Genomic DNA, 19,563 nt, shown 5'->3' on the forward strand with positions numbered 1-19,563 from the left:
GAGGGCGCGGATCATCTTTTGCTTCTTCGGCAACAGACGTTGCCGCGCAGGTCATCAACCGGCACCCTGGAGTCAGGAGGTCATCGACTATGACGCACGACACCACCCATCCCCGGACCGACTCCCCCGAGACCGAGAACGCACACGAGCACGAGCACGAACACGCCATCGAGCACGACGCCGTCGTGATCGGCGGAGGGGCCGCCGGCCTCAGCGCCGCCCTGACGCTCGCGAGGGCCCGCCGCGACGTCGTCGTCGTCGACGCGGGCGAGCCGCGCAACGCCCCGGCCGACGGCGTCCACGGGTTCCTCGGACTCGACGGCATCGCCCCGCTCGAGCTGCTCCGTCGCGGGCGCGCCGAGGTCGAGTCGTACGGCGGGGTCATCGTCTCGGGCACCGCCACCGACGTCCGCCGCACCGGCCGAGGAGGCGCGCCCGGCTTCACCGTCGAGGTCGCCACCCCCGACGGCGGCCACCGCACCCTGCGCGCCCGTCGCCTCGTCGTCAGCACCGGCCTCGTCGACGCTCTGCCGCCCGTCGACGGACTCTCCGCACGCTGGGGCCGGGACGTCGTGCACTGCCCCTACTGCCACGGCTGGGAGGTGCGCGACCGTGCCATCGGCGTGATCGGCACCGGGCCGATGAGCATCCATCAGACGCTGCTCTTCCGGCAGTGGAGCGACGACGTCACCCTGTTCGCGAACGACCGCCTGGCCCCTGACGACGCCGACCGCGCGCGTCTCGAGGCGCGCGGGGTCCGCATCGTCGAGGGGCCCGTCGCCTCGGTGCGCGTGGAGGACGACCGTCTGACCGGAGTCGTCCTCGCCGACGGGACGACCGTCCCGGTGGGCGCCGTCGCCGTCGCGACGACCGTCGCGGCTCGCAGCGACGTGCTCGTCTCGCTCGGTCTCGACGCCGAACCGCACCCGTCGGGCATGGGCACGATCGTCGTCGCCGACCCCGTCACGGGGCAGAGCGCCGAACCGGGCGTCTGGCTGGCCGGCAACCTGACGAACCCCGGTCACCAGGTCGTGATGGCCGCGGCGTCCGGCGTCATGGCGGGCGCCGCGCTCAACATGGACCTCGTGTCCGCCGAGACCCGGGCCGCCGTCGAGGCCGTCGAGACCTGGGGCGCCGACGCGACCCGCCGGTCGGCGAGTGCACCCGAGACCGCACCCCCGAGCCAGAGCCCGCACACCACCGGCGGCGAGCTCTTCGACGCCGCCTACTGGGAGGACCGCTACGGCACCGAGGGCTGGGCCTGGAGCGGCGACCCCAACGCCGCGCTGGTCGACGAGGTCGCGGCGCTGACACCCGGCCGCGCCCTCGACATCGGCAGCGGCGAGGGCGGCGACGCGATCTGGCTGGCGCGCCGGGGCTGGACGGTCACGGGCACCGACATCGCCGTGAACGCACTGGACAAGGCGCGCGCTCGGGCCGAGGAGGTCGACGCGGAGGCGGCCGGGCGCATCACCTGGGAGCAGCACGACATCACCGGGTGGACGCCGCCCCGCGCCTCCTACGATCTGGTCACGTCGCACTTCATGCATCTGCCGGCGGCGGACCGCGACCAGGTCTTCCGCGGACTCGGCGAGGCGGTCGCGCCGGGCGGCAGCGTGCTCATCGTCGGACACGACCTGTCGGATCTCGACTCCGACGCGCACCGGCTGCACCACCCCGAGCTGATGTTCGGCGTCGACGAGCTCGTCGCGCTGTTCGACCCGGTCGAGTGGACGATCGTCACGGCCGAGACCCGCGAACGCGAGACCGCCGCCGGGCACGAGGGCCCGGCGACGGTCCGCGATGTGGTCGTCCGCGCGGTCAGAGCCCTCTGACCCGCAGCCGGATCGCCCGGGCGGAGGGTCGCAGCACGTGCGGGGCCGAGACGTCGGGCCCGCACGCCCGCGAGCCGACGCCGTTCTGCGCCGCGTCGATCCAGAGGTGGGTCGCCTCGGGCTCGGGCAGCTCGAACGGGTGCTCGGCGGCGTCGACCTGCTGGGCCGTGTGCCGCCGCAGCGAGAACCCGGGGCGCCGCCCGGCGGTGTCGGGCGCGGCGTCGAGACGCAGCCACGGGGCGCCCGCCCCGGTCCGCAGCTCGAGGCTGCGGAGGTCGCTGCGGTGCCCGCTCTCCTGCGGCCGCGCGTAGTCGACGGTGAGGTCGTCGACGCTCGACTCGAAGCGACCCACCCGGGCGGCCTCGCGGCTGTCGGGGTACGACTCGAGCGGGCCGGTGCCGAACCACGAGACGCGGTCGACGTCGAGCGGCAGGTCGAAGCGCACGCCGACCCTCGGCCACGAGAGGTCCCAGCCGGCCGACGGCACGAGGTCGAGCGAGAGCCAGAGCTCGCCGCGCTCGAGGCTCCACCGCTCGTCGACGGTGACCGAGTGGCGACTGTCGGCGGCGGCCCAGCGGGTGCGGACGGCGACGTGCTCGGACGACGACCGCACCGACTCGACCCGGGAGGTCAGGCGGTGCAGCCCGGCCCGCTTCGCGATCGTCTCGGCGCTCGGCAGCAGCTCGTCGGTCGGCAGGTCGGTGCGGTGCCGGTCGCGCATCGGGTCGGCGTCGATGTCGCGCGGGGCATCCCAGTGACCGCGCTCGTTGTCGGTCGTGGCGCGCCACAGCTCGAGCCGCGGGCCGGAGACGGGTCGCCCGGCCAGCGAGACGAGCCGGCCGTCGACGAACGACGCGGGGCCGAGCTCGAGGGCGCCGTCGAGGGCCCCCGAGGAGGCGCGGGTCGAGTCGTCCCGCCCGGCACCCGGTGCCGCGGGCCGCGGGTAGGCGGCGACGTGGCGCACGGCCGCCGGCGCGCTCAGGTCGACCTGGGTCGTCGCGAGCACATGACCGGCGTCGGCCCAGCCGTGGTCGGCGCGGAGGGCGACCCGCACCGTGAGCCACGTCTCGCCGGTCGCCGACACCTCGAGTCCGGGCAGGGCGAGGGCGACCTGCTCCCCCGCGGCCAGGGCGCGCCCGCGGTCGTCGAGCGCGTCGAGGCGCCCGGTGGCGACGACGTCGCCGTCGTGCTCGAGCGACCAGAGCAGCTCGACGTCGGCGGTCGTGGCGCTGTGCCGGCGGTTCTCTACGACGATCGACGCGCCGGCGAGGTCGGCGTCGGCGTCGGTGCCCGCGGCCCGAGTCGCCGTGAGTCGGATCGGCGAGACGACCTGGGCCCATTCGTGCAGACCCGGGCTCGGCGTGCCGTCCGAGAGCACCATGCCGTCCATGACGAAGTTGCCGTCGTGGACGACCTCGCCGAAGTCGCCGCCGTAGCCGAAGTACTCGACGCCGTCGGGCGTCGTCGTGCGGAGGCCGTGGTCGCGCCACTCCCAGACGAAGCCGCCGTGCAGACGCGGGTACTCGTCGACGAGCCGCTCGTACTCGTCGACCGCGCCGGGGCCGTTGCCCATGGCGTGCACGTACTCGCAGAGCACGAACGGCTTCGAGCGCTGACGGGCCGCCTCGGAGGCCGTGCAGCCGAGCAGGCGGAACCCCTCGTCGCCGGCGCCGATCGCCCGGGTCTCGTCGATCCACGAGTACATGCGCGAGTAGACGTCGGTGTACGAGCCGGTGTAGTCGCCCTCGTAGTGGACCGGTCGACCGCGGTCGCGCGCGTGGGTCCACGCGGCCATCGCCGCGAGGTTCCGCCCGGTGCCCGCCTCGTTGCCGAGCGACCACATCACGATGCTCGGGTGGTTCTTGTCGCGCTCGACGGTGCGGACCATGCGGTCGACGTAGGCGTCGTGCCAGTCGGCGTCGTCGCTCGGGTTGCCGACCCAGCGCTCGCGCTCGAAGCCGTGCGTCTCGAGGTCGCACTCGAGCACGACCCAGAAGCCGAGCTCGTCGGCGAGGTCGAGGAGGCGCGGGTGCGGCGGGTAGTGCGAGGTGCGGATCGCGTTCACGTTGAACCGCTTCATCAGCTCGAGGTCGCGGCGCGCGTACTCCTCGTCGAACACGCGTCCCTTGTCGGCGTGCACCTCGTGCCGGTTGACGCCGTGGAAGACCACGCGGCGGCCGTTGACCTCGAACCGGTCGCCGACGATGCGGACGGTGCGGAACCCGAGCCGGTGCGAGATCGTCTCGACCGCGTCGGCGCTCGACACGGTCGCCTCGTAGAGTCGCGGCACCTCGGCGCTCCACGGCTCGACGTCGATCAGCTCGATCGGCGCGACGTCGGCCGGGGACTCCCACGTGACGTCGACGCCCAGCTCGGGGACGGCGAGCGTGACCGGCCACGCGGCGGGGCCGGCGGTGATCTCGGCGACGATCGTCGCGCCTCCTGCCGTCTCGCCGGCCGTCCCGTGCCATTCGCTGCGCAGCCAGACGTCGTCGATGCCGCCGACCGGTCGCGCCTCGAGCGACACGCTGCGGAAGACGCCGGGCAGCCACCACTGGTCCTGATCCTCGACGTAGCTCTGGGCCGACCACTGGTGCACCCGCACGGCCACGGTGTTGATGCCGGGGTGCACGAGATCGGTGACGTCGTACTCCTGCGCGAGACGGCTGCCGACGCCGACGCCGACGTGCACGCCGTTGACCCAGACGACCGCCGTCGACTCGACGCCGTCGAAGCGCAGCAGCACGCGCTCGGCGCCCTCGAACGAGGCGGGCAGCTCGAAGGTGCGCCGGTGGTCGCCCGTCGGGTTCGCGTCGGGCACGTGCGGCGCGTCGGTCGGGAACGGGAACTGCACGTTCGTGTAGATCGGGGCGCCGCGACGACCGTCGCCCGTGAGCACCCAGTGCGACGGCACCGTGATTGTCTCCCAGCCCGAGTCGTCGAGGTCGACCGAGCCGACGTCGTACGCGCCCTCGCCGTCGGGCAGCACGCCGCGCCCGCCGGGCAGCCCCGGCACCCCGGCGAGCAGGCGGAACGACCACTCGCCGTCGAGCGAGAGACGCGGGGCGTCGCTGTGCAGCCACGAGCGCGCGGGCGAGCGGCGACCGCTGCCGGGGCCCGTGTCGGAGAGGTACCCGACGGGCGGCGAGAGGGGCGAGCCGGCGGTGGTCGAAGAGGCGGTGGTCGAGGAGGCGGTGGTCGAGGGGACGACGGAGGTCACTTCACGGATCCTTCGGTGAGGCCGCCGCGCCAGAAGCGCTGCAGCACGATCATGGCGATGACGAGCGGGATGATCGACAGCAGGACGCCGCCGGTCGTCAGTTGGTAGAACTCGGGCAGTCGGTCGGTCTGGCTCAGCCAGTTGTTGAGACCCAGCGTGACGGGGAACTTGTCGACGTCGCTCAGCATCACCAGCGGCAGGAAGTAGTTGTTCCAGATGCCGACGAGCTGGAAGAGGAACACCGTGACGAGCGCCGGGGTGAGGATGCGCAGACCCAGGGTGTGGAAGATGCGCAGCTCGCTGGCGCCGTCGAGGCGGGCGGCCTCCATCAGCGAGGTGTCGACCGTCGCCTGCGCGTAGATGCGGCAGAGGAACAGCCCGAACGGCGACACCAGCGACGGCAGCAGCACGCTCCAGTAGGTGTTCGCGAGACCCATCTGACTGAAGAGCAGGAACAGCGGCAGCGCGGTCGCGGTGCCGGGCACCAGCACGCCGCCGAGGATCGTGCCGAAGACCAGATTGCGGCCCTTGAACTCGTACTTGGCGAGGGCGTAGCCGCCGGCCGCGGCGAAGTAGGTGGCGATGAGGGCGCCGACGCCGGCGTAGAGCACCGAGTTGCCGAGCCAGCGGACGAAGACGCCGTCGCCGTAGGTCAGCACCTGACCGAGGTTGTCCCACAGGGCGAACGACGGGGCGAACCAGAAGCCGAAGGTGCCGAAGAGGTCGCCGGTGGTCTTCGTGGCCGCGACGACGACCCAGTAGACCGGGATCAGGAAGTACAGCGCGACGACCGTGAGCACGGCGGTGACGATGATGGTGGAGGCGCGGCTGCGACCCGCGGACCTGTCGGGCCCGGCCCCACGCGAGCGTCGGGCGGAGACGCGACCCGCGCCGCGCCTCCCGCCCTGCCCGGCGGTGACGATCGACTCGGTCTCGGTGGCGTGCTCGGCGACCGTGGCGCGGGGGCTCATGCGGACTTCCTGTTCGTGATGGTGAGGAACACGATCGAGAGCGTGAAGGCGACGAGCGCGATCAGCACGGACTGCGCCGCGGCGACGTTGTAGTCGTTGTAGGCGAAGGCGGTCGTGTAGGCGCTGAGGTTCGGCGTGTACTGGCTGTCGATGGCGGGGGCCACGCGCTGCAGCACCTGCGCCTCGGCGAACAGCTGCAGGGTGCCGATGATCGAGAAGACGGCGGTCAGCAGCAGGGCCGGGCGGATCAACGGCAGCTGGATGCTCGTCGCGACGCGCAGAGGCGACGCGCCGTCGACCTTCGCGGCCTCGTAGAGCTCGACCGGGATCGACTTGAGCTGGGCGATGATGATCAGCATGTTGTAGCCGGTGTAGCTCCAGGTGACGATGTTCGCGATCGACCAGAGGACGGTGTTCGGCCCGAGGAAGTCGGGCGAGACGCCGAACGTCTCGGCGACGTCGATGATCGGGCTGAGACCGGGCACGTAGAGGAACGACCAGAGGATGGTCGCGATGACGCCCGGCACCCCGTACGGCAGGAAGTACGCGGCGCGGAACAGCCCCGGCCACTTCGCCGACGCCGACTCGAGCAGCAGGGCGAGCACCGTGCAGAGGATGAGCATCAGCGGCACCTGCACGATGCCGAACAGGAACATGCGCCCGATCGAGGCGACGAAGTTGGGGTCGCCGAGCACCTGGGCGTAGTTGCCGAACCCGGCGAACTGCGTCACGACGCCGGTCTCGCCGAAGAGACCGCCTCGGCGCACCTGCGTGAAGCTCGACACGAGCGCCATCAGGATCGGCACGATGAAGGTCAGCAGGAACAGCGCGAGGAACGGGAAGAGCAGCACCCACGGTGCCCGGGCGACCGAACGCGACGACGGGCCGCTCATGCGCCGGCCTTGCGGATCGAGAGGCCCTTGTTCTTCATGACCGTGATGATGTCCTTCTCGGCCTGCACCACCGCGTCGACGAGGGTCCCGCCCGACGCCTTGCCGCGGAATCCGTCGCTGAGGATGTTGAACGACTGCTGCGTCACGGGCCACCAGCTCCAGTCCTGGTTCTGACTCGACTCCTTCGTGGCGGGCACGAACACCTCCTGGTTGTAGTTCTGACCGCTGAAGAACTCGCTCGGCTTCTCGCGCAGGTCGCCGACCACGTCGACGGCGGGCGACCAGCCGATGCCGCAGAACTCGATCAGCGCGTTGACGCCCTCGGGGGTCGTGGTCATCCAGACGGCGAAGTCGAGCGCCTCCTGCGGGTGCCGGCTGTTGGCGAGGATCGCCGCCGTCGACCCGCCGAGGAACGACGACGCGTAGCCGTCCTCCCAGGTCGGCAGGGGCGCGGCGCGCCACTTGCCCGAGGCGCCGCTGACGCCCTCGATGAGCGCGTCGCCCCACGAGCCCGTCGCTACCGACGCGATCTTCCCGTCGGCGGCGGCCGAGAACCAGGCGGGCGTGTACGCGCCGTAGGCCGTCGTGACGATCCCGTCGTCGATCGCCTGGTCGAAGAACGCCGCGACCTTCATCGTCGCCTCGTCGGTCATGTCGATGACCCACCCGTCGTCCTCCGCGCGGAACCACGAGGCGCCGGCCTGGGTGGCGTAGGCGGCGAACGGCGAGGCGTCGGCGAGCGGGAACGAGTCCATCAGCACGCCCGCGCCCTTCAGCTCGGCGCCCACGGCGGCCCAGTCGCTCCACGTGGCGGGCACGGACGCGCCGACCTGGTCGAAGACGGCCGGCTGGTAGAACATGCCCATCGGTCCGCTGTCCTGCGGCACGGCGTAGACGCCGCCCGTGTAGCTGACCTGGTTCCAGAGCGTGGGGTCGTAGAGCTCGCGGTACTGGTCGATCCCGTAGCGCGAGAGGTCGACGACGCCGTTGGCCAGCAGGAACTCGGGCAGCGACCGCAGCTCGACCTGGGCGATGTCGGGGCCGGCGCCCGCCGCCAGCGCCGAGTACAGCTTCTGGTAGCCGCCGGCGTTGCCACCCGGGATGAACACGGTCTCGACCTGGACGCGGTCCTGGCTGCGGTTGTAGAGGTCGGTCACCTGGTCGAGGCCCTTGAGCCAGGCCCAGTACTCGAGGCGGACGCGGCCGTCGGCCGGCGGGATGGTCGGCAGGCTGTTGACCGAGGTCGTGCCGGGTGTCGCGCACCCGGCCAGGATCGCGGCAGCGCCGGCGCTCAGGCCGAAGCCGAGCAGTTGACGTCGACTGAGGGGGCTCATCGTGACTCACTTCATCGTGGACGGGACCCGCCGAACCTAACACAATTCCGAGTGCCCACTCGGATTTGAGCCGAGGAGGCGCGGGTCGGCCGTAGAGTCCCCTCATGACCGCAGACACCACCGCCGCCCACCCGGAGCCCGCCGCCCGGCACGACGCGCCGGTCGCCCGCGGCCCGCGGGGCCCGCGCGGCCCCTACGCGAAGTCGTCCGAGCGCCGGGCCGCGATCGTGGACGCCGCCTTCGAGGTGTTCTCGACCCGCGGCTACCGCGGCGGCTCGCTGCAGGAGGTCGCGGATCGCGTGGGCGTCAGCCAGACCGGCCTGCTGCACTACTTCCCCTCGAAGCGCGATCTACTGCGGGCCGTGCTCGAGCGACGGGACTCGATGGCGAGCGGCGCCGTGCGCGACGGGACCACCGACGGCGACTTCATCGAGGGGGTGCTGCGACAGGCACGGCACAACGAGACGGTGCCGGGTCTGATCGCGCTGTACGCGGTGCTGGCCGGAGAGGCCGCCACGGAGGACGCCCCCGTGCGCGGCTACGTGGCGACGCGCTTCGAGGGGTTGCGGGCCGAGTACACGGCCGGGTTCCGCGACCTCGAGTCGCAGGGGCGCCTCCGTCCGGGGGTGGACCCCGCCCGGGCCGCGTCCGGGCTCGTGGCGCTCTGGGACGGCATCCAGCTGCAGTGGCTGATCGACCCGTCGAGCGTCGACGTCGAGCAGCAGCTGCGCGACCACCTCGGGTCGCTGGTGCTGCCCGGCTGAGCTGCGCCGCGCCTCCTCGGCGCCGCTACTTCGAGCGGGTGAGCTGCGAACGGAGCGCCGCACGGTCGCGCCACGCGCCCGTGGACCAGAGCGCGAGGAGGACGAGGAGGGGCTGGCCGATCAGGCGGACGGCCCGCTTCGTGTCGGTGTCGAGGCCGAACGCGTCGGAGTGCGTCACGAGCTGCGAGATGTTGCCGGGGAAGATCGCGATGAAGAACGCCGCGACGGCCCAGCCGACGGCGACGCGCTTCTTGCCGAGCACGAGCAGCGCCCCGCCGAGCGTGATCTCGACGACACCCGAGGCGAGCACCACGGCGTCGTCGTCGAAGGGCAGCCACTCGGGCACCTGCGCCTGGAAGTCGTCGCGGGCGAAGGTGAGGTGGCTGACGCCGGCGAGGACGAGGATGCCGCCGAGGGCCAGACGCCCGATGACGCGGGGGACGGACGTGGGGCGCGGGCGCGTGGTTCGACGTGACATCCCGTCAGTCTGCTCCTCCCCCGGTGCGTCGTCGACCCGTGTCGCTGCACGTCCGTGCAGGTCGGACCGTGGGCGTCGTGTCTGCGGACCGGTGCCAGGGTCGTCGGGTAGAAGAGATGGATGAGCCTCGCATCCACACTCCTCCGCACGACGATCGGCGGCCTCTTCGTGGGCCACGGACTCCAGAAGCTGACGGGCGCCTTCGACGGCCCCGGGCTCGAGGGCACCGAGCAGATGATGGCGGGGACGGGCATGCACCCGGCCGCCCGCACCGCACGACTCGTCGCCGTCGCCGAGACCGCCGGCGGCGCCGCGCTGGCCCTCGGCGCCGCGACCCCGCTCGCCGCCGCGACGGTCGTCGCCACCATGGTCACCGCCGTCCGCAAGGTGCACGGTTCGAAGGGCCCGTGGAACACCGAGGGCGGCTTCGAGTACAACGCCGTCCTGATCGCCGCGGCCGCCGCCGTCGCCGCGGGCCCCGGCGGGCCCTCGATCGACCAGGCCTTCGGCAAGAAGACCTGGGGCACCGGCGGCACGCTGTTCGCCCTCGTCGCCGGCACGATCGGCTCGTTCGTGGTCGTCGAGCTCGGCCGCCGCGCCGCGCCGAAGGACGCCTGACCCGCACCGCTGGCGCCGCCAGCACCAGCACCAGCACCAGCTGAACCGCCTGTGCAAATCGCGACCGTCCAAGTGCGACACGCCGCTCACCTTCACGCGTGCGCGGCGTGTCGCGGCCGGCAGGTCGGGTTCGGCACGCCGACGCGACGCCCGCCGGTCGGGTTCGGCACGCAGAAGCGACGCCCGCAGCTCGCCATCCACCCAGAGCAGCCCGAGAACTCCCGGCCCGGTATCCCTCCCCAGACGGCCCTGCCGAGGAGGCGCGGTGCAGGCACCCGACGAGGGCCCGGCACTGTCGGTGGCGTCTGACAGCATGACGGCATGACTTCGACGAGCACCACGACCGACATCGACGCCGAGGCCCTCGATCTGCTCAGGGCTCTGACGGGTCGCGACGACGCGGTGTTCCACGACGGTCAGCTCGAGGCCATCCGCGCCCTCGTGGCCGACCGGCGCCGCGCTCTCGTCGTGCAGCGCACGGGGTGGGGCAAGTCGGCGGTCTACTTCATCGCGACGCTGCTGCTCCGTCGTCGCGGCACCGGGCCGACGCTGCTCGTCTCGCCCCTCCTCGCCCTGATGCGCGACCAGGTCGCGGCCGCCGCGCGGGCGGGGGTCAGGGCCGTCGCCGTGAACTCCGCCAATGCGCACGAGTGGTCCGACGTGCAGCAGCAGCTCGTCGACGACGAGATCGACGTGCTGCTCGTCTCGCCCGAGCGCCTCAACAACCCGAGGTTCCGAGACGAGCAGCTGCCCGTGCTGATCGCCCGACTCGGCATGCTCGTCGTCGACGAGGCGCACTGCATCTCCGACTGGGGCCACGACTTCCGGCCCGACTACCGCCGTCTCGCCGAGCTCATCCGCACGCTGCCGAACGGCGTCCCCGTCCTCGCGACCACCGCGACCGCCAACGCCCGGGTCGTCGCCGACGTGGCCGAGCAGCTGGCGGTGGGGCCGGGCGACGACGTGCTGACCATCCGCGGGTCGCTGGCGCGCGCCTCCCTGCGGCTGGGGGTGCTGCAGCTGCCCACCTCGCGCGACCGGCTCGGCTGGCTGCTCAGCCACCTCGCCGACCTCCCGGGCAGCGGCATCATCTACACGCTGACCATCTCGGCCGCCGACGACACCGCGCGGCTGCTGCGCGAGGCCGGTCACGACGTCCGCTCGTACTCGGGGCGCACCGACCCCGAAGAGCGCGAGCAGCTCGAGCAGCGGCTGAAAGACAACGACCTCAAGGCCCTCGTCGCGACCAGCGCCCTCGGCATGGGGTTCGACAAGCCCGACCTCGGGTTCGTCATCCACCTCGGCGCGCCGTCGTCGCCCGTGGCCTACTACCAGCAGATCGGTCGAGCCGGTCGGGCCACCGACAACGCCGACGTCCTTCTGCTGCCCGGCAGCGAAGACGCCGAGATCTGGCAGTACTTCGCCACGGCCTCGATGCCGTCCGAAGCCAGGGCCTCCGCCGTGCTGGCCGAGTTGACCGACACCCCGCTGTCGACCCCCGCGCTGGAGGCACGGGTCGACATCAAACGCACCCCCCTCGAGCTGATGCTGAAGGTGCTCGACGTCGACGGGGCCGTCCGGCGGGTCCAGGGCGGGTGGGTGAGCACCGGGCAGCCCTGGGTGTACGACGCCGAGCGCTACGACCGCATCGCGACCGCCCGCGTGGCCGAGCAGCAGTCGATGCTCGACTACCAGCACGCCACCACCTGCCGCATGCAGATGCTGCAGACCGATCTCGACGACCCCGACGCCAAGCCGTGCGGGCGCTGCGACGTCTGCGCGGGCGCCTGGTACCCCACCGACATCAGCGGCGAGGCCGCCACCTCGGCCACGTCGTCGCTCGACCGGGTCGGCGTCGAGATCGAGGCCCGCGCGCAGTGGCCCACGGGCGCCGACCGCGCCGGGGTGCCCGTCAAGGGCAAGCTGCCCGAGGGCGAGCGCGTCGAGCAGGGCCGGGCACTCGCACGGCTGACCGACCTGGGCTGGGGCACGACGCTGCGCGAGGTCTTCGCACCCTCGACCCCCGACGCCCCCCTGTCGAAGAACCTGCTCGACGGCGTCGTGCGCGTGCTGCGCGAATGGCCCTGGGCCGAACGACCCGTCGGCGTGGTGGCCATGCCATCGGCGTCGCGACCGCTGCTCGTCGGCTCGCTCGCCGAGGCCATCAGCACCGTCGGGCGACTCCCCCTGCTCGGGGCGCTCACCCCCACCCGTCCGTCCGCGGGGCGGGGCCAGGGGGGCAACAGCGTCTACCGACTCGCCGACGTCTGGCAGTCGTTCGAGGTCGGCCCCGAGCTGGCCGCCGCCCTGGCCGGCGTGCAGGGCCCGGTGCTGCTCGTCGACGACCTCGTCGACAGCCGCTGGACGCTCACCGTCGCCGGTCGCGAGCTGCGCCGAGCAGGGGCACCCGCCGTGCTCCCGTTCGGACTCGCGATCGTTGGCTGACCACCGCGCCGCCGAGGTCGCCCGCCGATCGCACCAGCGATGAGCGACCTCCCACCGCCGACAGACGCGATCGCCGCCCTCGCCTCATCGCGCCCACCTCACCGCCCCCGCATCACCGCCCGAAGCGCATGCCGTCCCGCGTCAGCGAGCTGAACCGCATGGCCCACACGTCGCGCGGGTAGTTCTGGTGCATCCGCCACGGAGCGCGCCCGCCCTGGCGGGGCAGCAGATGCTCACCCCGCGCGACGTACCCGCTCGACAGGTCGATCAGCGGCATCGTCCGACCGGTGCGTCGAGGCGCCGTCGGCACCGCCCACCGCAGACCCCGGCGGTCCAGGTGTCGGAGAAGCCGAGACAGGTACCGGCCGACCAGGTCGATCTTCAGCGTCCACGACGCGTTCGTGTACCCGATCGCGAACGCGAAGTTCGGCACGTCCGCGAGCATGAACCCTTTGTACGTCAGCTTGGTCGCCGGGTCGACCACCGCCCCGTCCACCGACAAGCGCATGCCGCCGAACAGCAGCAGATTCAGCCCCGTCGCGGTGACGACGACGTCCGCGGGCACGACCCGCGCCTCCTGCCCGTCACGCCCCTCGACCGCCACGCCCTCGGGCACGAACCGCTCGATGCCGTCGGTCACGATCGACGCCGACCCCGACCGCAGCGCACGGAACAGCGCGCCGTCCGGGGTGATGCACAGACGCTGATCCCACGGGTCGTAGCTCGGCTGGAAGTGCCGGTCGACGTCGAAGCCCTCGGGCAGACGACGCTCGACGCCCGACCGGAGGAACGCCTTCATCCGCTCCGGCGATCTGCGGCTCGCCTGGTAGCTCAGCAGCGCCATCCCGACGCTCCGCCACCGGACGAGCCGATCGTCGACCGATCGCGGCAGCAGTCGCCGCCAGGGCCGCGGTCGCTTCCGCTCCGACGGCAGCGACAGCACGTACGTCGGCGAGCGCTGCAGCATCGTCACATGCTCGGCCTGCTCGGCGAGCGCCGGCACGAGCGTGATCGCGGTCGCGCCCGACCCGACCACGACGACCCGCCTGCCGGTGACGTCGAGGTCGGCAGGCCAGTGCTGCGGGTGCACGAGGGTGCCGGCGAAGTCCTGCTGACCGGTGAAGGTCGGCGTGTAGCCCTCGTCGTAGCGGTAGTACCCCGAGCAGGCGACGAGCACGCCGCAGGTCACCGTGAGGCGGCGGGCGCCGACGGACCGGTCGGCGGAACCGGCGGAACCGGCGGAACTGCCTGAACCGTCCGAACCGTCCCCGGCTCCCCCGGCTCCCCCGGCTCCCCCAGAGGGAGGCGCGGCGACGTCGATCTCGACCGTCCAGCGGGCGTCGGCGGACGACCAGTCGGCGGCCACGACCCGGTGCCCGTAGCGCACCCGCTCGGCGACCCCGGTCTCGTCGGCGGTGTCGCGCACGTAGTCGCGGATGGCCGCGCCCGGGGCGATCGAGCGACGGTCGCGCCACGGGCGATCCGCGTAGCCGAGGGTGAACATGTCGCTGTCGGAGCGCACGCCGGGGTAGCGGAACAGATCCCAGGTGCCGCCCATCGCCTGGCGGGCCTCGACCACGGCGAGGGTGCGTCGCGGGAAGTCGCGCAGCAGGCGCGCGGCCATGCCCACGCCCGACAGCCCAGCGCCGACCACGAGCACGTCGACGTGCCCGGGCAGCGGCTCACCCGACGACCGTCTATCGCGTGACCGCTCCCCGTGCAGCGGCTCACCCGACGACACGCCCGCCGAGGAGGCGCGGTTCGAGCCGGTCACGGGACCAGCACGATCCGGATCGGGTCACCCTCTTTGCGCTCCAGCATCTCGACCGCGCGGGCCGCCTCGGCGAGGGGGACGGTGGCGCTGACGGACCGCGAGAAGTCGAGGCGGCCCTGCCCGGCCAGGGCGACGAGCGTCGTGACGTCGGCGGGCTCCGACCCGTAGTGGCCGAGCACCTGCTGCTGCAGGTAGCTGAACTTGGTGCCGTCGGCGATCGTGATGGGCTTGTCGGTCAGACCCACGAGGGTGAGTCGGCCGCGGTAGCCGAGGCAGGCGATGGCCTGCTCGCGGACGGCCGGCACCCCGGCGAAGTCGAAGGCGCGTGCGAGACCGGCGCCGCGCGTGGCCTGCCCGAGCTGCTGCGCGAAGTCGGGGGCGGCGGGGTCGAGGGCGAGGTCGGCGCCGAAGGCCAGGGCCCGCTCCCGCGCCTGCGGCAGCGGGTCGACGGCGATGATCGGGGCGGCTCCGATGAGGGCGAGCAGCTGCACGGCGTGGGCGCCGAGTCCGCCGACGCCCCAGACTCCGACGGCGGTACCGGGCTTCGTGTCGGCCGTGGTGGTGAGCGCGGCCCACGGGGTCGAGACGGCGTCGGGGATGAAGCAGGCCTGCTCGAACGGGAGGCCGTCGGGGATGGGGACGACCGTGTCGGCCCGGGCGACCGCGTACTCGGCCCAGCCGCCGTCGTAGTCGACGCCGCGGGTGAGGACCCGCCCGTCGTCCTCCTGGCCGGCCTGCAGCAGGACGCGATCGCCGACCGCGAGGTGCGCGACCCCGTCGCCGACCTGGTCGATCGTCCCCGCGACCTCGTGACCGAGGGTGACGGTGTCACCCGGCAGGTGGAGCGGTGTCAGCGACCCCTGGATGAGGTGGACGTCCGACAGGCAGACCCCGGCGGCGGCGACGGCGATGCGGACCTCTCCGGGGCCGGCGTCGGGGGTGGGCACCTCGACGACCTCGAACTGGCGGGTGGTGACGGTCAGGCGTCCGGCGAGCATGGTTCTTCCCATCTGGGGGCGGCACGCTCTCGGTCGTCGGTGACCGCGGGCTCGCACCGCGCCTCCTCGGCGACGGTACGCCCGCTCCCGTGGCCGTGCCCCACGCACGGCCACGGGAGGTCTCAGCGTCGGGTGCCGGTCTCCGCGTCGGCCGCGACCGCGGCGGCGGAGGGCGCCTCACCCGCGGCGGCGGCGTCGTCGACCGCGCCGTCGGACGAGCCGTGCCCGTCGGCGTTCATCGTCGCCTCGTCGAAGGGCGCCCGTCCGGACAGCACCGTCTCGACGCGCTCGGCGTCGATCTGCTTCGTCCAGGTGCCGACGAGCACGGTCGCGACCGCGTTGCCGGTGAAGTTCGTCAGCGCGCGGGCCTCCGACATGAACCGGTCGATGCCGACGATCACGCCGACGCCGTCGACCAGGTCGGGACGATGAGCCTGCAGCCCGCCCGCGAGCGTGGCGATGCCGGCGCCGGTGACCCCGGCGGCGCCCTTCGAGGCGATCATCATGAACAGCAGCAGCGAGATCTGCTCGCCGACGCTGAGCGGCGTGCCCATGGCGTTGGCGATGAACAGCGACGCCATCGTCAGGTAGATGGCCGTGCCGTCGAGGTTGAACGAGTACCCGGTGGGCACCGTGATGCCGACGACCGGCTTGGAGACGCCCAGGTGCTCCATCTTGGCGATGAGGCGGGGCAGGGCGACCTCGCTCGACGAGGTCGAGACGATCAGCAGGTACTCGCGACCGAGGTACCTCATCAGCCGGAAGATGTTGACCCCGGTGACGAGCTTGAGGATCGAGCCGAGCACCACCGCGACGAACACGATGCAGGTGATGTAGAACGCGATCATCAGGGTGCCGAGCGCGATGATCGCGGCGACGCCGGTCTCGCCGACGACCGCGGCGATGGCCCCGAAGGCGCCGATCGGCGCGACCCACATGATCATCGCGAGGATGCGGAAGACCAGCACCTGCAGGTTGCGGACGCCCTCGAGGATGGTGGCGCCGTGGGTGCCCATGCGCTGCAGTGCGAACCCGACGAGCAGGGCCACGAAGAGCGTCTGGAGGATCGAGCCCGACGTCAGCGACGACACCAGGGTCTCGGGGATGATGCCGAGCAGGAACCCCGCGGTGCCGCCGGCCTCCTCCGACGCGGGGGCCTCGTAGCCGGTCGAGCCGACCATCAGACCCTCGCCCGGGTGCACGAGGTTGCCGACCACGAGGCCGATCCCGAGCGCGAAGGTCGACATCGCGATGAAGTAGCCGAGCGCCAGACCGCCGACCTTGCCCACCGTCGCCGCCTTCGCGATCGACCCGACGCCGAGCACGATGGTGCAGAAGATGACGGGGGCGATCATCATCGAGATGAGCGAGACGAACGCCGTGCCGATGGGCTTCAGCTGCACGGCCACCTCGGGCGCGGTGAGACCGACGAGGATGCCGGCCGCGACCGCGACGATGACGGCGATGTACAGCCAGTGCGAGCGGTCGATGCGACGGCGCGTCCGCCCGCCGCCCGCCGTGGGTGTCGACGGTGTCGTGCTGCCACCGGGGGCGGGCGCGCCGGCGCCCTTGTGCGTCCTAGCCATGGGGACTTCCTCGTTCTCATGTCCGATCGACGTCGTCGTCGACGGTCTGCGGAGTGCGTTCGGGCGAGCCTGTCGTGCGGTCCGGCCCCGGTCGAGGTTCTGGTCATACTGGTCACGCCGGCTCGCGCGGGCCCGCGGCGCACGACCCGGTGCAGCGCGACCCGGTGCAGCGCGACCGGTGCAGCGCGACCCCCGCCGCACGACCCCGCGCCGCCCGACTCGACGAGGAGCCATCCGATGACCCGACCCCACCCCCGGTGGAGCATCGCCGCGCGCCTGTTCGCCCTGCAGGTCGTCGTCATCGTGCTGATCGCCGCCCTCGCGACGGTGTGGACGATCCGTTCGGCGCGCACCGACGCCGACTCCTCCGCCGCCCGGGCCTGCCTCGCGCTCGCCACCGGGATCGCCGACAACCCGTTCGTGCTCGACGCGCTGGCGACGACCGATCCGAGTGCGCGCCTCCAGCCCTACGCCCTCGACCTCATGCGCGACACGTCGACCGACTTCGTCACGATCATGAGCCCCGACCGCACCCGTCTCACGCACCCCGACGCCGCCGAGATCGGTCGGCCGTTCGTCGGCACGATCGAGCCCGCGCTCGCCGGGCGCTCGTTCACCGAGACCTACACGGGCACGCTCGGCCCGTCGGTGCGGGCCGTCGTCCCCGTGCTCGGCGCCGACGGCGAGGTCGTCGCCCTCGTCGCGGCCGGGGTCACCGTGTCGGCGATCGCCGACACCCTCGAGCAGCGACTGACGCTGGTGCTCGCGGCCGCCCTCGCGACCGTGCTGATCGGCGCCCTCGCCTCGTGGCTGCTCAGCCGCTACCTCCGTCGAGTGACGAGGGACCGCGGCCCGGAGGAGCTCGGCCGCCTCTTCGACTACTACGAGGGCGTCCTCCACTCCGTGCGCGAGGGCCTGCTGCTCGTCGACGGACGCGGTCGCCTCACCCTCTGCAACGACCAGGCGGCCGAGCTGCTCGGTCTGCCGCCGGGCGGGGTCGACCGGCCGGTGCCCCTCGAGAGCCTCGACCTCCCCGACTCCCTCGCGCGCCTCCTCGTCGGGGGGCGCGTCGCCGTCGACGAGGTGCACGTGACCGACGAGCGCGTCCTGGTCGTCAACCAGCAGCGCACCGGGACTCCGAGCCGAGGAGGCGCGGGTCGCGTCGTCCCGGCACGCACCCTCGGCACGGTGACCACGCTGCGCGACCGCACCGAGCTGACCGACCTCGCCGACGAGGTCGAGACGATGCGGACGCTCGCCGACGCCCTGCGCTCGCAGACGCACGAGTTCTCGAACCGGCTGCACACGATCGTCTCGCTGATCGAGCTCGGTCGCGGCGACGAGGCCCTGCGGTTCGCGGCCACCGGGCTCGACGTCGACCAGCGACTCGCCGACAGCCTCGTCTCGTCCGTCGCCGAACCGGCGCTCGCGGCGCTGCTGCTCGGCAAGTCCGCCCAGGCGCGCGAACGCGGCGTCGACCTCGTGATCGACGTCGATCCCGCCCTCGGCACCGTCGACGTCGAGCCGCGCGACCTCGTGACGGTGCTCGGCAACCTGCTCGACAACGCCCTCGACGCCGCCGCCGGCACCGTGCGGATCACGGCGCGACGGGAGCAGAGCGAGGGCGGCGAGCTCGGCGGCGCCGTCGTCTTCACGGTCGCCGACGACGGGCCGGGGCTCGGCGACGTCGAGCAGGCGTTCCACCGCGGCTTCAGCACGAAGGAGCCCGGCAGCACCGGTCGGGGCGTCGGGCTCGCGCTCGTGCGGCAGGCGGTCTCCCGCGCCGGCGGCGGCATCACGGTGACCACGGGCACCGACGGGACCGCCTTCTCGGTGCGGTTCTCGGACGCCGCGACCGCCGACGCGGCCGCGACGATCGACGGCGGAGGTGGGCGACGGTGACCCGCGCCTCCTCGGGGCCCGGGCTCGAAGCCCCGGTCGCGGACGTCCGGGTGCTCGTCGTCGAGGACGAGCCGCTGACCGCCGAGGCGCACGTCGCCTACGTCGCCCGCGTCGACGGCTTCGTCGTGGCGGCCACGGCCCGCGACGGGCGCGAGACCCTCGAGCGACTCCGCGACGACCCCTCGATCGACCTCGTGCTGCTCGACATGAACCTGCCCGACACGCACGGCATCGCCCTCTGCCGGGCCCTGCGCGCCGCGGGGTCCACCGTCGACGTGATCGCGGTCACGGCCGTGCGCGACGTCCAGGTCGTCCGCGCCGCCGTCTCGCTCGGCATCGTGCAGTACCTCATCAAGCCGTTCACCTTCGCGACGTTCGCCGAGCGCCTCGAGGGGTACCGCACGTTCCGGTCGTCGCTGACGCCCGACGGCGGACTCGTGACCCAGGGCGACGTAGACGCGGGGCTCGCGACCCTCCGCACGACGACGGCGCCCGCGCTCGGCAAGGGCCTCTCGCCCACCACGCTCGACCGGGTCGTCGCGGTGCTGCGCGGCGGACCCGACCCGTGGACCGCGGAGGCGCTGGCCGGGTCGACGGGGGTCTCGCGCGTCACGGCGCGCCGCTACCTCGAGCACCTCGAGACCGCCGGCCTCGTGCGCCGCGACCAGCGCTACGGCTCGCCCGGGCGGCCCGAGAGCACGTACCGGTGGCTGGGGCGGGAGTGACGCGCGGCCGCGAGTGACGC

Annotated in this window: 14 protein-coding genes; 6 read left to right on the top strand and 8 right to left on the bottom strand. The window is 72.9% G+C overall.

Annotated elements, in window-relative coordinates; genetic code table 11:
• Window positions 1–89: 89 nt before the first annotated feature.
• Window positions 90–1,835, top strand: coding sequence for a bifunctional NAD(P)/FAD-dependent oxidoreductase/class I SAM-dependent methyltransferase (locus SOM11_RS04265; RefSeq protein WP_320477266.1), 1,746 nt, complete (start codon window positions 90–92; stop codon window positions 1,833–1,835).
• Here the strand turns inward: SOM11_RS04265 and SOM11_RS04270 are convergent.
• From SOM11_RS04270 to SOM11_RS04285, 4 genes are read right to left on the bottom strand one after another with little or no spacing between them, the layout of a single operon-like run.
• Window positions 1,822–5,055, bottom strand: a complete 3,234-nt coding sequence (locus SOM11_RS04270; RefSeq protein WP_320477267.1) for a glycoside hydrolase family 2 TIM barrel-domain containing protein — start codon at window positions 5,053–5,055, stop codon at window positions 1,822–1,824. The genes SOM11_RS04265 and SOM11_RS04270 overlap by 14 nt on opposite strands.
• On the bottom strand, window positions 5,052–6,026 hold the full coding sequence (locus tag SOM11_RS04275) for a carbohydrate ABC transporter permease (RefSeq protein WP_192060491.1): 975 nt from the start codon (window positions 6,024–6,026) through the stop codon (window positions 5,052–5,054). Before SOM11_RS04275 ends, SOM11_RS04270 begins: the two co-directional genes overlap by 4 nt.
• Window positions 6,023–6,919, bottom strand: a complete 897-nt coding sequence (locus SOM11_RS04280) for a carbohydrate ABC transporter permease (RefSeq protein WP_192060492.1) — start codon at window positions 6,917–6,919, stop codon at window positions 6,023–6,025. Before SOM11_RS04280 ends, SOM11_RS04275 begins: the two co-directional genes overlap by 4 nt.
• Complete coding sequence (locus tag SOM11_RS04285; RefSeq protein ID WP_192060493.1) at window positions 6,916–8,253, bottom strand: ABC transporter substrate-binding protein; 1,338 nt, start codon at window positions 8,251–8,253, stop codon at window positions 6,916–6,918. Before SOM11_RS04285 ends, SOM11_RS04280 begins: the two co-directional genes overlap by 4 nt.
• 104 nt (window positions 8,254–8,357) lie before the next feature.
• Here SOM11_RS04285 and SOM11_RS04290 point away from each other — a divergent pair, with 104 nt between their 5' ends.
• Complete coding sequence (locus SOM11_RS04290) at window positions 8,358–9,017, top strand: TetR/AcrR family transcriptional regulator (RefSeq protein ID WP_192060494.1); 660 nt, start codon at window positions 8,358–8,360, stop codon at window positions 9,015–9,017.
• A gap of 25 nt (window positions 9,018–9,042) precedes the next feature.
• On the opposite strand, the gene SOM11_RS04295 is transcribed toward SOM11_RS04290, so the two are convergent.
• On the bottom strand, window positions 9,043–9,495 hold the full coding sequence (locus tag SOM11_RS04295; RefSeq protein WP_320477268.1) for a hypothetical protein: 453 nt from the start codon (window positions 9,493–9,495) through the stop codon (window positions 9,043–9,045).
• A 120-nt stretch (window positions 9,496–9,615) separates the two neighbouring features.
• Between SOM11_RS04295 and SOM11_RS04300 the strand changes: the two genes are divergently transcribed.
• Window positions 9,616–10,113: a DoxX family protein gene (locus SOM11_RS04300; RefSeq protein WP_192060496.1), complete on the top strand. Its 498-nt coding sequence runs from the start codon at window positions 9,616–9,618 to the stop codon at window positions 10,111–10,113.
• A 321-nt stretch (window positions 10,114–10,434) separates the two neighbouring features.
• On the top strand, window positions 10,435–12,558 hold the full coding sequence (locus tag SOM11_RS04305; protein WP_320477269.1) for a RecQ family ATP-dependent DNA helicase: 2,124 nt from the start codon (window positions 10,435–10,437) through the stop codon (window positions 12,556–12,558).
• Window positions 12,559–12,670: 112 nt separating this feature from the next.
• On the opposite strand, the gene SOM11_RS04310 is transcribed toward SOM11_RS04305, so the two are convergent.
• From SOM11_RS04310 to SOM11_RS04320, 3 genes are all read right to left on the bottom strand, one after another.
• Window positions 12,671–14,332 (bottom strand): NAD(P)/FAD-dependent oxidoreductase, encoded by a 1,662-nt coding sequence (locus tag SOM11_RS04310; RefSeq protein WP_320477270.1) that lies wholly within the window; start codon window positions 14,330–14,332, stop codon window positions 12,671–12,673.
• Window positions 14,329–15,330 (bottom strand): zinc-binding dehydrogenase, encoded by a 1,002-nt coding sequence (locus tag SOM11_RS04315; protein ID WP_320477271.1) that lies wholly within the window; start codon window positions 15,328–15,330, stop codon window positions 14,329–14,331. The genes SOM11_RS04310 and SOM11_RS04315 overlap by 4 nt, the downstream gene beginning before the upstream one ends.
• 122 nt (window positions 15,331–15,452) lie before the next feature.
• The gene (locus SOM11_RS04320; protein WP_320477272.1) at window positions 15,453–16,916 is read right to left on the bottom strand and encodes a cation:dicarboxylate symporter family transporter; all 1,464 of its coding nucleotides are present in this window, start codon (window positions 16,914–16,916) and stop codon (window positions 15,453–15,455) included.
• 237 nt (window positions 16,917–17,153) lie between these two features.
• Between SOM11_RS04320 and SOM11_RS04325 the strand changes: the two genes are divergently transcribed.
• Window positions 17,154–18,818, top strand: a complete 1,665-nt coding sequence (locus SOM11_RS04325) for a sensor histidine kinase (protein ID WP_320477273.1) — start codon at window positions 17,154–17,156, stop codon at window positions 18,816–18,818.
• A complete protein-coding gene (locus tag SOM11_RS04330; protein WP_320477274.1) occupies window positions 18,815–19,543 on the top strand; it encodes a response regulator in 729 nt (242 codons plus the stop codon). Before SOM11_RS04325 ends, SOM11_RS04330 begins: the two co-directional genes overlap by 4 nt.
• Window positions 19,544–19,563 lie beyond the last annotated feature (20 nt).

The sequence above is a fragment of the Frigoribacterium sp. CFBP9029 genome (genome assembly GCF_034045305.1).
Lineage (GTDB): Bacteria > Actinomycetota > Actinomycetes > Actinomycetales > Microbacteriaceae > Frigoribacterium.